Source organism: Microbacterium enclense (genome assembly GCA_038182865.1).
GTDB lineage: Bacteria > Actinomycetota > Actinomycetes > Actinomycetales > Microbacteriaceae > Microbacterium > Microbacterium enclense_B.
Genome location: CP116226.1, coordinates 2,428,272 through 2,441,680, shown reverse-complemented (window position 1 = coordinate 2,441,680; position 13,409 = coordinate 2,428,272). Strand labels below are relative to the sequence as shown.

The window sequence follows — 13,409 nt, the reverse complement described above, 5'->3', positions numbered from 1 at the left end:
CGGTCACCTTGACGCCTCGCGTCGGTCGTGTCGTGCGGCCGATTCGGGACATCGGGATGGCCGCCGCGCGCGTTGCATGCCGCCCGACGCCGCACAAGGCCCGCCCAGACCCGTCGAACCCGCACCTATACCGGGAGTCCCCTCAGGACAACGGAAGGAGCGGATATGTCGCAGTTCACCGCGTCAGACGGCGGGGAGCAGCACGCCCCCGGAAAGATGGATGCCGCAGCCCACGAGGCATCAGAGGTCACGACCACCACACGCGAGGCGGCGCAGAGCGTCGCCGAGACAGGGGCGCACGAAGCCTCTGCCGTCGTCGGCGTCGCGAAGGATCGCCTCGCCGATCTGGTCTCGCAGTCGCGCAGCGAGCTGTCGGATCAGGCAGCAAGCCAGCAGCAGCGTGCGGCCGCGGGCCTCACCACCCTGGGCGACGACCTGTCGCGCATGGCGGACGCCGATGAGAGCGGCGGTGTGGCCGGAGAGATCGTGCGCCGCGCGGCGACACACGCCTCGAGCATCGGATCGTGGCTCGGCGACCGTGATCCCCAGCAACTGCTGCACGACGTGACGAGCTTCGCCCGACGCCGCCCGGGCACCTTCATCGCCGTCGCGGCGATCGCGGGCGTCGTCGTCGGCCGCCTCAGCCGCGCTCTCGCGGCGGGCGCGACACGCACGTCGGCGACGGGGGCGAGCACGGCCGCCACGGGGCCGCGCTTCGCCGACGCGGATGCCGCTGCGCGGGCCTCGGAGGACTCGTCCTCCGGTGCAAGCCCGGCGGTCGCATCCGGCCCGGCATTCGCGTCGGACTCGGCGGTCACGACCGACTCGGTCGACGACACCGGGCTCGTCGCCGGCGTCGACGGCGGCGACCCGCCCCTGTACAGCGAGTCGGCTGCGCGTCTCGGCGGAACGGAAACGAGGGGCGACGGATGAGCGACGCGACCCCCTCCGAGCGTCGAGCGGCCACGTCGTCGCTCGGCGAGCTCGTCGGCGAGGTCACGCGCGATATGTCGACGCTCATGCGCCAGGAGCTCGCCCTCGCGAAAGCGGAGGTGACCGACTCGGCCTCGAAGTCGGCGAAGGGCGCGGGGCTCCTGGCCGGAGCGGGATACGCGGCCGGAATGGTCGTGCTGTTCCTCTCGATCGCCCTCTGGGCGGCGCTCGCCCTCCTGATCGGGTCGGCGTGGTCGGCGGTCGTCGTGGCCGTGCTGTGGGCCGTCATCGCGGGGATCCTCTTCGCGATCGGCCGCACCCAACTGAAGAAGGTGCAGGGAGTGCCGCAGACGGCTGCCACCCTGCAGGAGATCCCGGAAGCATTCACGAGGAATGAGGAGAACCGATGACCGATTCACCGGAGGCCATCCGCGCCGACATCGAGCGCACCCGAGCCGAGCTGGGCTCGGACGTGGACGCGCTCGCCGACAAGGTCACCCCGTCGAAGATCGTCGACCGCCAGAAGAACAAGGTGCGTGACGCGGTGGGTGGTCTGCGTGACCGCCTCATGGGAGTGGCCGATGACGCCTCCTCCGCGGCGAGCGACCTCGCCCACGGCGCCGCGGGAGTCGCCCAGGGAGCGGGCCATAAAGCGAAGGGCTCTCCGCTCGCGGTCGGCCTCGTCGCCTTCGGCGTGGGCCTCGTCGTCGCCTCTCTCATCCCTCCCACGCGGGCGGAGCGCGATGCGGCCGCGAAGGCGAAGGACACCGCCGAACCTCTCCTCGAGGAGGCGAAGAGCGTGGCGCACGACATCGCCGCGGATCTGAAGGAGCCGGCCACAGACGCCGCCACCGCCGTGAAGGAACGAGCCGCCGAGGCCGTGCAACACGTCAAGGAAGACTCCGCCGAGGCCGCCTCCACCGTGCGCGAGCGCGCGCAGGATGCCGGAGACGCCGTCCGCGAGGCGTGACGACCGACGGAGGGGGAACCCGTGGGGCGGAGCACCGGGCTCGCTCCGCCCCACGGCCTCCTGTCAAGGGCCCCGCGACGAGCTCCCCCCGGGTCTACTGATGGACGCAGAACGATTCCGTCGGGAGACGGGAGCAGGGAGAACACCATGATTCACGGACAGCAGAGCGGACAGCAGGCGGGCTCGGTGTGGAGCATCGCCATGGCGACCGCGATGGGCAACGGCATCGTGCCGCGCTCGACCGATGAGCCCCCGGCACAGCGCACCGCGCTGCGGTGGCCGTGGTCGCGCCCACGCGAGGCCGGCGAGGCGATGGTGGTGGCGCGCCGCGCCTGACACCCGCCCCACCCCCCGACGCGTCGGTTCCTCCCCCGGGAGCCGGCGCGTCGGTTCGTGTCCGGGCGTTCACACGATGGTCTCCGCGGCGTAACCCGCCGCTCGGGGTCGAGCCTTCAGCATGGGACAACCGCGTCAGCCGACACGGCGCCCCTCCCCCGGAAGGCGATCCCGATGACTCGACCTCTGCGCGTGCTGTCCCTCTACGAAGGCTTCTTCGCGGGAGGAGCCCGCATCCTGCACTCCGACGTCGTCGCGGGTCTCGCGACCGGCGGAGACCAAGAGCATCACGTGCTGTCCTTGACGTCGGCGGCCCACCGTGATGCCTCGATCCAGTACGCGCACGACGACGCGAGATACCGCCGGCTGCGCGACGTCGGGGTCGGCATCACCGCTTTCGACCGCGTGGCGGGTGCCCATCCCGTCGCGCCCGAGGTGTTCACCGCGGCCGAACTCGATCACGCGGCGGCCCTCTTCGACGAGGCCGACGTCGTGCTGTCCTTGAAAGAGCAGCCGCTCAGTCTCGTTCTCGCGCTCGAGCGGGCGGGGCTGCTGCCGCCACGCCCGACGGCCGCGTGCCTTCACCGCTCCGACCCGACGCACTCCGGAGCTGCCCTCGGGTGGCTCGCGGATGCCGCGGGTTCGGGAGCCGTGTCCGCGACCATCGCGTGCGCCGTCTCGACGTCGGAGGCGTACGCGCGGGCCGGGGTCACCGCATCCGAGGCCTGGATCATCGACAACGGCATCGACACCCGCCGCTTCCGCCCGGGGACGCGGCTCGAACGGCGGCGGGTTCGCGAGTCTCTCGGCATCCCGGAGTCCGCCCCGGTCGTGCTCCTGGCCGCGCGGTTCGATGCGATGAAGGATCCGGCGCTCTTCCTCGCCGCGGTGGCCCGGCATGCGCGGCGCTTCCCGGAGACGCACTACGTGATGTGCGGCTCGGGAATGACACGTGACAATGCGGCCTTCGTCTCGCTCGTGGAGGAGAGCGGCGTCGATGGCGATGTGGGCCTGCACGCTCTCGGCCTGCGCGAGGACATGCCGCAGCTGTACCGCGCCGCAGACGTGGTCGCGCTCACCAGCGCCTTCGGGGAGGCGTCCCCCCTCTGCCTGGCCGAGGGGGCGGCATCCGGAGCCATCCCCGTGACCACCGACGTCGGCGATGCCGCGCGTGTCGTCCAGGGGTTCGGCCTGGTCACCACGCGCGACGCGGACGACATCGCGGGCGCGTGGGAGCTCGCCCTCGGCAACCGACTCAGCCTGCGCTCGGCAGCGATCCGCGCCCGCGGGCAGCTCGATCGCCGGCGGATGGTCGAGGACTACCGCGGCGCGATCTCGGGCCTTCTGATGCGGGACGAGCTCGCGGCGTAAGCGTCGCATCCCCGCCGCACCATAGACGCCGTGCGAGATCCGCACCATCCCCGGCGCCGGGGGTGAGAACGGTGTCTACAGTGAGGCATGACCGCGCGCATCCTCTCGATCGGCACGGCCCTGCCCGACACGCGAGTCGACCAATCCACCCTGCGCGATCTCTTCGCGGCGCAGCCCGGATTCGATCGCAAGGCGCAGCGTCTGGTGGGTGCTGCCTTCGATGCGGCGGCGATCGACACCCGCCACGTCGTCCTTCCACAGCTCGCGGGAGGCGCCGGCACCGGCCTCGACGCGCGCGACGGAGACACCCTCCTGATGCCTCCGACCGGGGCCCGCAACGACGAGTACCGTCGCAGCGCACCGGCCCTGTTCGCCGAGGCTTCACGGGCCGCGATCGCCGGTTCGGGGTTCACCGCCGACGCGGTCACCCATGTGGTCACCGTCTCGTGCACGGGCATGTTCGCCCCCGGTCCCGACTACCATCTCGTCCGCGATCTCGGCCTCCCGACGACGGCGGAGCGCTACCACCTCGGATTCATCGGCTGTGCGGCAGCGATCCCGGCGCTCCGCCTGGCCGCGCGCATCGTCACCGCAGATCCCACCGCGGTCGTGCTCGTGGCGTGTGCGGAGCTGTGCTCGTTGCACTGGCAGACCTCGTCGCACCCCGATCAGATCGTCGCCGCGTCGGTGTTCGCCGACGGAGCCGCGGCAGCGATCGTGGCATCCGCCGACATCGGCGCGCCCGGCCTCGATCTCGACGGCTTCGCCACACACCTCACCGACGACGGAGAGCGAGACATGGCGTGGACGGTGGGCGACTCGGGCTTCGAGATGACCCTCACCCCCGAAGTCCCCCGCATCATCGGGCGCGAGATCGTGGAGATCGCCGCCGATGTGATCGGCGACCTCGCCGAGATCGACGCATGGGCCGTGCATCCCGGCGGTCGCAGCATCCTCGACCGGGTCGAGAACGCCCTCGACCTGGATGCCACGGCCCTCGCGCCCTCGCGCGAGGTGCTGCGCGCGCACGGCAACATGTCGAGCGCGACCCTGTTGTTCATCCTGAGAGACCTCCTCGCCGATGCCGCGCGCACCGACGGCGAGAGGATCGCCGCGCTCGCGTTCGGCCCGGGTCTCACCGTGGAGGCGGCGCGTCTGACGCTGCGCCGCCCGTGACGCGCGCCGGCCTCGCGCAGCGCGACACGACCCTGTCCGAGCTGATGGACGACCCCGACTGCGACCCCCGCGCGCTGGCCGCGACCTACCGTCGATTCGGGCTCGTGAACCGGCTTGTCTCGGCATGGGGCCAGGTGTATCGCCGACGCGTGCGGCCCGAACTGCGCGCGCTCGGTCGCCCCGCTCGCGTGCTCGACCTCGGGTGCGGCGGCGGGGATGTGCTGGCCCGCCTCGCGACCCTGGCCGCGCGCGACGGGCTCGACGTCGAGTGGGTGGGCGCCGACCCCGACCCTCGCGCGCTCGACGCGGCGCGTCAGAGGGAGCGGCCGGGGGTGCACTTCGTCGCACAGGGCTCGCGCGAGCTGCTGGCGGCGGGTGAGCGCTTCGATGTCGTGCTGTCGAACCACGTGTTGCACCACCTCGACGCCGAGGCACTCCGCCGGTTCGCCGACGACTCCGTCTCCCTCTCGCGCGGACCGGTGCTGCACGCCGACATCGCCCGCGGACGCCTCGCCTACGGGCTGTACGCCGTCGGCATCACCCCGCTGTCGCTCGGCACCTTCCTGCGGGTCGACGGGCTGCGATCCATCCGCCGCAGTTACCGCGCTCCCGAACTCGCCGCGACCCTCGGTCCGCCCTGGCGGGTCGAGACGCCCGCGCCGTTCCGTGTCCTCGCCACGACGAGAGGGCGCGCGGGCGATGCGTGACGTGCTCGTCGTGGGCGCGGGTCCCGTGGGTCTCGCCCTCGCCGCGGATCTGCGCACGCGCGGTGTCGACGTCGACGTCGTCGAGAAGCGCCCCGGGATCGACGGCGGCACGCGGGCCATCGGCATCCATTCCCCCGCTCTGGCACACCTCGAGGCCTCCGGAGCGACCGACGGCCTCCTCGCGCGGGCCGTCCGCATCGAGCGCGGCGAGGCGCGGGCTGACGGCCGCCTCCTCGCGGCGATCCGCTTCGACCGGCTCCGGGCGCGCCACCCGTACGTCGCAGCCCTCCCGCAGGCCGACACGGTCGACGTGCTCACCCGGCTCGCTCCCCGCGTACGTCGCGGCGTCGCCGCCGAGGCGATCGTGGACGACGGCGTGTCCGTGCGCGTGCACGCGAGCGGTCCGGGCGGTGAGGAGGAGATCCGCGCGCGCGTCGTCGTCGTGGCGTCCGGCTGGGCGGGGCGCGAGCTCGTGTACCGCGCGGGGGCCGTCCGCACCCACCAGTACCCCGACCGCTACGCGATGGCCGACGTCGCCGCCCCCGGTGGCCCTGTCGCGCGCGTTCACCTGGAACGCGCGGGGGTCGTCGAATCGTTCCCCCTGCCGAACGGCATCCGTCGACTCGTCGCGTGGGCCGGCACGACGGAGGTCCCGGATGCCACGGCGTTCCTCCGCCGCGCCGTCGACGAGCGTCTCGGACTCGACGTCGACATCCCCGCGGCCTCGACGTTCCGTGTGCGGCGGGCCGTGGCCCCGGCGCTGCGCCGCGGACGGGTCATCGTCGTGGGCGACGCCGCACACGAGGTGAGTCCGATCGGCGGCCAGGGGATGAACCTCGGACTGCTCGACGCGCTGACGCTCGCACCCCTGCTCTCCGACTGGCTCCGATCGGGCACGCCCGACGGTCTCGACCGGTGGGAGCGGGACCGACTCGCCTCGGCGCGGCACGCCGCGCGCCTCGCCGCGCTGAACACCGCGCTGGGACGGGCCACGCCGGCGCCGGTGCACGCCGTGAAGAGGTCCGTCCTGCGCGTCGCCCTGCGCGGTCCCGGCGGGGCGGCGTTCACCCGGGCCTACGCGATGCGGTTCGATCGCGCCGCCCGCGGCTGATCCCCGACGCGCTGCCGCGCACACCCTCGCGATGACGCGCCCGGTACCCGAAGATCGCTCGGGCATCGGCGCACCTCATCGGAGCGTTCGCGCCGGCGAGAACGCGCGCCGGGGGCGACGTCGGCTCAGTCGAGGTGGAAGATCTCCGGCAGCTCGTGCCACCACTCGCCCTCGTGCCGGTCGGGCACGGGGCTCTGCAGCGGCTCCTGCACCGACCACCAGCGCTGGGTCTCGGGGTCGGCGGCCATCGCCGCCATGTCGGCCTCGTAGTCGTCGCCGACGTACTCGTAGTACGCGAACAGCAACTCGCCGTAGCGGTAGATCGAGTAGTTGCGGATGTTGCTGCGGGTGATCTGCGCGAGCACCCCCGGCCAGACCGCGGCGTGGTACCGCTCGTACTCGTCGCGGTTCTCGGGTGAGACGCCGATGACGGATGCGAACCTTCTCATTCGTTCTCCTGGGGGTCGGGCACGATCACGGGGATGCCCTCGTGATCCTCGGACGCGTAGGCGGCCTCGACGACGGCCATGGTGTGCAGGACGTCCTCGACCGAGGTCGGCAGTGTCGGCACCGTCCCCTCGACGAACCGCTGTACGGCACCCATCGAGCCGATGAACGCATCCGGAAACCACGAGCCCTCGAACGGCACCGGTGTCCATCCGGCATCCTTCTCGTCGAGCAGCACCATCTCGAGACGGTCGGGTCCCCCGTCGGGGTAGTCCAGCAGTAGACCCATCTGCGCCCGGATGGCGCCCCGCGTCCCCTCCCACTGCACGAAGCTCTCCTCGTGGCCGGGACCGAACGCGTGGTCGTGATTCGTGCTCACGGTGACCCGGAGCGGACGATCGCGATAGCGGAGGAGGATCGTCGAGCGGGTGGTCGCCACGTCGGTCTTCTCCGGATGCCGCACCGTCACCGCGCTGATGGAGTCGGGGTCGCCGAAGAACGAGCGCACCAGGTCGAGGTAGTGCACGCTGTGCATCGTGATCTCGAGACGGGCGAGTCCGAAGACATGCGGGAAGAGATGCCACGGGGTGTCGACGGCGACGCGGACCTGCATGTCGTACACCTCGCCGATGACTCCCTCGGCGATCAGACGACGGGCCTCGGCGATGTACGGCGCGAAACGCAGCTGCGTGTTGACGGCGGCGACGAGGCCCTTCCGCCGGCAGACCTCCCGCAGGGCGATCCCCTCGTCGAGGGAGTGACCGAGCGGCTTCTGGATGAGCACCGCCGCACCGTCGGGCAGCGCCTCGAGAGCGTCGAGGTACTGCTCCGGCATGAGCGCGATGTCGTACACGGCGTCGGCCGGCGCTTCCGCGACGGCCTCGGCGACCGTGCCGAAGACGTGGTCGATGCCGTACTCGTCGGCGAGCGCCTGGGCGCGCGCGACCGTGCGGTTCACGAGTCCCCAGACGGGGAGCCCCGCTTTGCGGTACGCCGGCAGGTGGGCGTCTTTGACGATGCCGCCGGTACCGATGATCACGATCGGTCGCGGATGCTCCGCCGGCCGGACGGTGTATGCCGCCGCGGGGTGCGACTCTGGTCGGTCCTCCATGCGCTCAGCCCTTGACCGCGCCGACGGTCTGCCCGCGCACGAGGAAGCGCTGCGCCCCGATGAACACGATCAGCAGCGGGATCATCGAGATGACGGTCGCGAGCGCGAGCTGAGGCATGTAGAGCTTCACGTCGAGACCGGCGGCCACCGTGGCGTTGAACAACGGGCTGGCACCGATGAGCTCCTGGATGCCGATCGAGATCGTCTTGTTCTGCTGGTTCGAGGTCAGCAGGGCGAGCGGCAGGAAGAAGTTCGTCCAGTTCGCCACGAAGGAGAAGAACGCCACGAGCGCGATCGCCTGCTTCGAGATGGGCAGGCCGATCTTGAAGAAGATCGCCAGCTCGCCGAGGCCGTCGATGCGGGCGGCCTCGACGAGCTCGGGCGGCATCGTCGTCATGAAGTGGATGTAGCTGAGGTACACCCCGAACGGGAAGAAGCCCATGATGACCGCGACAGGCCACAGCTGCCCCACCGCTCCGATCGCGTTGACCTCGAGGAACAGCGGGATGACCAGGACCGTGTTCGGCATGACCATCGCCAGCAGGGTCGCGAACAGCCAGGCCTTGCGCCACCGGAAGCGCAGTCGGGCGAGGGCGTAACCCGCGGGCAGCGCCGCGGCCAGAGCCAGGATGCCGCCGGCCACCGCGAGGATGAGGGAGTTGACGATCCACCGCTGGAACAGCCCTCCGCCCGACGGGCCGAAGCCGGTGATCTGCGACCAGCTGTAGACGGCGTGGTCCCACGAGAGTCCGCCGAGGCCGAGGAAGCCGTCGGTGCCGGCCGCGACGTTGTCCTGGTCGCGAAAGGCCATGGCGATGAAGCCGACGATGGGAATGACGAACATCGCGGCGACGACGAGCATCACGGTCACGCGCGAGACGCGTCCGACGCTCCATCGGGTGGACGGCGCCTTGTTGCCGGACGGGGTGCGGGTTGCGACGCTCATCGGGACTTCTCCTCTTCGCCGAACAGGCCGCTCTTGAACACGATGAACATGCCGATCGCGAGCGTGATGACGAGCAGGATGATCGACATCGCCGCCGCGGCGGGGAAGTTGCGGTTGGTGAATGCGAACGCGTACCCGAGCTGGGTGGGCGCCCATTCGGCATCCACGGATCCCGAGGAGATCTGCCGCAGCAGGTAGGGCTCGAGGAAGAGCTGGAAGCCGTAGGCGAGGTTCATCAACGCGGCGTAGCCGATCCACGGCCGGATGAGGGGCAGCTTGATGCTCCACGCCAGTTGCCAGGCGTTCGCCCCGTCGATCTTCGCGGCCTCGAAGACCTCTTCGGCGATGCCGTTCAGGCCGCCGTTGACGATGACGATCCACGTGCCGACGCCCTGGAAGAAGAGCATCGCGGTCAGGATCCACGGCAGGTTCTCGGTGGTGGTGACCTCTTTGAGGTTGTTCACGCCCATGCCCTGCCAGAGGAAGGCGATCGGGGAGATCGAGGGGTTCAGCAGGTACACCCAGAGCACGAAGTTCGCGATGCCGGCGAGGGCTCCGGGGAGGAAGTAGACGAAGCGCATCGCGCCGCCGAAGCGGCCGGGGCTGGCGTGCACGAGCAGAGCGAGCCCCACGATGCCGACGATCATCAGGGGGAGCCACACCAGCATGACGGTGAAGATGTTGATGAAGGTGTCGAAGAAGCGGAAGTCGGAGACCGCGGTGATGTAGGCGTCCAGACCGCCGAACCCGGACTTCGGGTTGACCATCGTCGGCGCCTTCTGCAGCGAGATCCAGAAGGCGTAGCCGATGGGGATGGCGGCGGCGACCAGGAACAGGATCGCGTAGGGCGCCATGAGGATCCAGGCCCCGCGAGCCTCGACACGATGGGGGGCGCGCCGACGCCCCGAGGGGCGGCGTGGCAGGGCCCCGCGGCGCTCGGCGGTAGTGAGCGTTTCTGTGGCGGTGACGGTCATGACTTCTTCCTGGGGAATCGGGTTCCGGGGAAAGCAGGGGCCAGGGCGTCGGTTCTCACCGACGCCCTGGCCGCGTGCTCAGTTGACGGTGTAGCCGACCGACTTGGCCTGGTTCACCAGTTCGTCGCCGAACTTCGTGATCGCGTCCGTCACGCTGCCACCCGAGATGAGCGTCGGGCTGACCGTCTCAGTCCACACCGAACCCGTGTCGTACAGCATGTACGAGTAGGGCTGCACCTCGCTCAGGGCGGACTTGAAGGAGGCCTGCGTGGTGGCGACGTCCGCGAAGTACTTGTCGGCCTCGAGCTTCGCGAGCCACTGGTCCTGGACGGGGCCGTAGCCGGGAAGACCGGTGCTCAGGTCGACCTGCCAGCGCGGGTCGGTGGCGACGAATTTCATGAAGGTCAGGGTGTTCTCGAGCTGCGTGCCGGTGATGTGCGAGGACGCGCCCCACAGGCCACCGCCCTCGTTGCCCGTCGAGGGCTTCGACTCACCGCTCCACGGCAGCGGGGCGGCCGCCGTCATCTGACCCGCGGGGATCTTCCACGTGTCGCGGAAGAGGTAGTTGCCCCACCATGCCGCTCCGGGGCTCATCACGAGGTTCTGACCCTCGGTCGCAGCGTCGCCGTCGAAGATGCCCTGGGTGCTGAGCGCCTTGCCCGTGTACATCTTGTCGAGCAGTTCCGTGGCGCGCGTGCAGGTCGGGTCGGAGAGGTCGATGTGCGCTTCGCTCTCGGACACGCGGTCGTTGGTCGGGCAGCCCGAGGCCTGCAGGTACCGGTTGATCGCGTACGCGTCACCGAGGAAACCACTGATCTTGCCGGGGTGCTCGGCGGCGATCTTCACGGCCAGGTCGCCGTACTCCTCCCACGTCGTGGGCAGCGTGTAGCCGTTCTCTTCGAAGAAGGCCTTGTTGTACCAGAAGACGTCGGGCGCCGCGTCGTTGCGCAGGCACCGGATCTTGCCGTCGATGTCGCAGAACGACAGCACGGCGGGGTCGTACCCTTCGATGGTGTCGGCCATGATGTCGGTGAGGTCGGCGGCGTAGTTGCTCGTCGAGTTCGTCGCCCAGGCGATGTCGTCGTTCGAGGGGAAGAAGATGGCGTCGGGCCACCCCGACCCGGCCGCGTCGAAGTTCGCGAACGACTGCTTGACGGTCTTGCCCCCGACCGTGCCGTCGATCTGCACCACGTCGATGGGGATGTCGGGGTACGCCTTCTGGAAGGCCTCGGCTGCGGGAACACGGGGCGGGTCGACCCACACCGTGATCTTCCCGCCCGAGTCGGTCTGCGCCTGCGGGGCCCCGCCCGTCGCGTCGCCCGAACACCCGGCGAGGGCGAGGGCGGCGACGGCGACCGCCGCACTCGCCGCGAGCATGCGTGTGGTCTTCATTGACACTCCTTCGTGTGAACGGCCGCTCCGACCGGCTGATCGGGAGTTGTGACGCCCCGGTCGGATTGGTCAAACGTTATCCCGCAACTCCCCTATGATCAAACGTTTGCGTAGGGATCTGATCCGAGAGGGTCGGGCTGTCCACGACGATACATCAGATGAATTGCAGATTCCAGAGAATTTCGAGGATTCTGCGCCCGCTCAGCCCGCCAGCCCGAGACGGCGTGTGTCCAGGCGGTAGAACTCCGCGGCCGTCCGCCCGAGAACGCGCTCCCGCGCGTCGGTGTCCAGCGCGTCGAAGAGCGGCCGCAGACCCTGCCACACGCGGGTGTAGCCGCCGGAGAGCACGGAGATCGGCCAGTCGCCGCCGTACATCAGGCGCTGCGGACCGAACATCTCCAGCGCCCGGTCGACGAACGGCCTGATCTGATCGGTGGTCCACGCGGAGCTGTCGTCCGTCGCCGAGTAGAGTCCGCTCACCTTCGCGAAGACGTTCTCGTTCTGCGCCGCGACACTCATCAGACGACTCCACTCCTCGCCATCGCTCACGCCGATCGGAGGCTTCGCCAGGTGATCGATCACCAGGCGCAGGCGCGGGTGACGCTCAGCGACGAGGGGGATGATCTCGACGTGGCGCGGGAGGACCGCGACCACGTCGAACGGGAGGCCCCGCTCCTCGAGCATCCCGAGAGAGGCATCCACGTCAGGACGCAACAGCCAATCGGGGTCGGCCTGATTGTGGATGAGGGTGCGCACCCCGACCATCAGGAGATCCCCCTCCCACGATGCGAGCGTGCGCTCGGTGGCCTCGGGATCGTGGAGCGGGGCGTACCCGACGATGCCGGCGACCTCCGCGTGCGCGGCGGCGGACTCGCGCATGAGCTCGGTGTCTTCGGGATTGTCGGCCGACTGCACCTGGACGGTGTAGTCGACGCCGGCGGCACGGAGCTCGGGCGCCAGGTCGGTGAAGGTCATGACTCCGTCGATGGGGGCGGCCTCTGGCCCGAGCCAGTCGTACTCTGCACGGGACGGGTCCCACACGTGCTGGTGGGCGTCGATCATGGGAAAGGTCATGCGGGCCTCCTCGAGGGCGTGGGGACTTACATCATCGGAGGTTTCAACCCCGATTGACGACGAAAACGGACGAATCACGGGAATTCCTCCGATGAATCATGCCAGTCCGTAGACTGACCGCCATGACCGACGACTTCGTCTCCGTACCGCGTTCCCAGACGGACGTCGTCATCGACGGCATCAAGGCGATGCTGACCCGCGGCGAGCTCGGCCCCGGTTCGCGTCTGCCGATCGAGAAAGACCTCGCCGCGCAGCTGGGCGTCTCGCGCGGGTCGCTGCGCGAGGGTGTCCGTGCCCTGGCCACCCTGGGCGTCCTCGAGACGCGCCAGGGCGACGGGACGTACGTCACGGCCCTCGACCCGCGCACCTTGCTCAGCCCTCTGGGCTTCCTCGCCGACCTCCAGCAGCCGGCGCACGCGGCCGACCTGCTCGCCGTGCGACGCATGCTCGAGGCCGAGACGGTGTCACTGGCCGCGACGCGCCTCACCGACGAAGAGCTGGCGCAACTGGACCGCACGCTCGGGGTCGTCGACACGATCCTGCAGAACGACCCCGACATGGACCTCGAGGGCTTCATCGACGCCGACACCGAGTTCCACCGCATCATCGCCCGGGCCAGCGGCAACCCCGCGCTCGCGGCGATCATCGACACGCTCGTCGGACGCACGTTCCGCGCCCGCCTCTGGCGCGCCATCACGCACCGCGGATCGGTGCGCGAGACGCAGGCCGAGCACCGGGCGATCCTCGACGAACTCGTCCGTCGTGACCCCGCCCGGGCTCGCATCCGCATGCAGGTACATCTGCTGGGCGTCGAGGAGTTCAGCGCCGCTCACGCCGACGAAGACCCCGAAGCCCAGTAGT

At 70.2% G+C, this 13,409-nt stretch carries 15 protein-coding genes; 9 read left to right on the top strand and 6 right to left on the bottom strand.

Annotated elements, in window-relative coordinates:
• Positions 1–165 precede the first annotated feature (165 nt).
• The 8 genes from PIR02_11455 to PIR02_11420 all read left to right on the top strand — a co-directional run bounded on the left by PIR02_11455 (position 166) and on the right by PIR02_11420 (position 6,604).
• Positions 166–933, top strand: coding sequence for a hypothetical protein (locus PIR02_11455; protein ID WZH35393.1), 768 nt, complete (start codon positions 166–168; stop codon positions 931–933).
• The gene (locus PIR02_11450; protein ID WZH35392.1) at positions 930–1,343 is read left to right on the top strand and encodes a phage holin family protein; all 414 of its coding nucleotides are present in this window, start codon (positions 930–932) and stop codon (positions 1,341–1,343) included. The genes PIR02_11455 and PIR02_11450 overlap by 4 nt, the downstream gene beginning before the upstream one ends.
• Entirely contained in the window at positions 1,340–1,903 is a 564-nt protein-coding gene (locus tag PIR02_11445; GenBank protein ID WZH35391.1) for a DUF3618 domain-containing protein, read from the top strand. Before PIR02_11450 ends, PIR02_11445 begins: the two co-directional genes overlap by 4 nt.
• A gap of 147 nt (positions 1,904–2,050) precedes the next feature.
• Positions 2,051–2,239, top strand: coding sequence for a hypothetical protein (locus PIR02_11440; GenBank protein WZH35390.1), 189 nt, complete (start codon positions 2,051–2,053; stop codon positions 2,237–2,239).
• 174 nt (positions 2,240–2,413) lie between these two features.
• The gene (locus PIR02_11435) at positions 2,414–3,610 is read left to right on the top strand and encodes a glycosyltransferase (protein ID WZH35389.1); all 1,197 of its coding nucleotides are present in this window, start codon (positions 2,414–2,416) and stop codon (positions 3,608–3,610) included.
• 87 nt (positions 3,611–3,697) lie between these two features.
• Positions 3,698–4,786, top strand: coding sequence for a type III polyketide synthase (locus PIR02_11430; protein ID WZH35388.1), 1,089 nt, complete (start codon positions 3,698–3,700; stop codon positions 4,784–4,786).
• Positions 4,783–5,493 (top strand): methyltransferase domain-containing protein, encoded by a 711-nt coding sequence (locus PIR02_11425; GenBank protein WZH35387.1) that lies wholly within the window; start codon positions 4,783–4,785, stop codon positions 5,491–5,493. Before PIR02_11430 ends, PIR02_11425 begins: the two co-directional genes overlap by 4 nt.
• Positions 5,486–6,604, top strand: a complete 1,119-nt coding sequence (locus PIR02_11420; protein ID WZH35386.1) for an NAD(P)/FAD-dependent oxidoreductase — start codon at positions 5,486–5,488, stop codon at positions 6,602–6,604. Before PIR02_11425 ends, PIR02_11420 begins: the two co-directional genes overlap by 8 nt.
• Positions 6,605–6,729: 125 nt before the next feature.
• Here the strand turns inward: PIR02_11420 and PIR02_11415 are convergent, their stop codons facing one another.
• From PIR02_11415 to PIR02_11390, 6 genes are all read right to left on the bottom strand, one after another.
• A complete protein-coding gene (locus tag PIR02_11415; protein WZH35385.1) occupies positions 6,730–7,053 on the bottom strand; it encodes an L-rhamnose mutarotase in 324 nt (107 codons plus the stop codon).
• Positions 7,050–8,162 carry a Gfo/Idh/MocA family oxidoreductase gene (locus PIR02_11410; protein WZH35384.1) on the bottom strand — a complete coding sequence of 371 codons (1,113 nt, stop codon included), beginning with the start codon at positions 8,160–8,162 and terminating at the stop codon, positions 7,050–7,052. Before PIR02_11410 ends, PIR02_11415 begins: the two co-directional genes overlap by 4 nt.
• 4 nt (positions 8,163–8,166) lie before the next feature.
• On the bottom strand, positions 8,167–9,108 hold the full coding sequence (locus PIR02_11405; GenBank protein ID WZH35383.1) for a carbohydrate ABC transporter permease: 942 nt from the start codon (positions 9,106–9,108) through the stop codon (positions 8,167–8,169).
• The gene (locus PIR02_11400; GenBank protein ID WZH35382.1) at positions 9,105–10,082 is read right to left on the bottom strand and encodes a sugar ABC transporter permease; all 978 of its coding nucleotides are present in this window, start codon (positions 10,080–10,082) and stop codon (positions 9,105–9,107) included. Before PIR02_11400 ends, PIR02_11405 begins: the two co-directional genes overlap by 4 nt.
• 78 nt (positions 10,083–10,160) lie before the next feature.
• On the bottom strand, positions 10,161–11,474 hold the full coding sequence (locus PIR02_11395) for an extracellular solute-binding protein (protein ID WZH35381.1): 1,314 nt from the start codon (positions 11,472–11,474) through the stop codon (positions 10,161–10,163).
• Positions 11,475–11,675: 201 nt separating this feature from the next.
• Entirely contained in the window at positions 11,676–12,548 is an 873-nt protein-coding gene (locus tag PIR02_11390) for an amidohydrolase family protein (protein ID WZH35380.1), read from the bottom strand.
• A 122-nt stretch (positions 12,549–12,670) separates the two neighbouring features.
• On the opposite strand from PIR02_11390, the gene PIR02_11385 reads away from it, so the two are divergent.
• On the top strand, positions 12,671–13,408 hold the full coding sequence (locus tag PIR02_11385) for a FadR/GntR family transcriptional regulator (protein WZH35379.1): 738 nt from the start codon (positions 12,671–12,673) through the stop codon (positions 13,406–13,408).
• Position 13,409 lies beyond the last annotated feature (1 nt).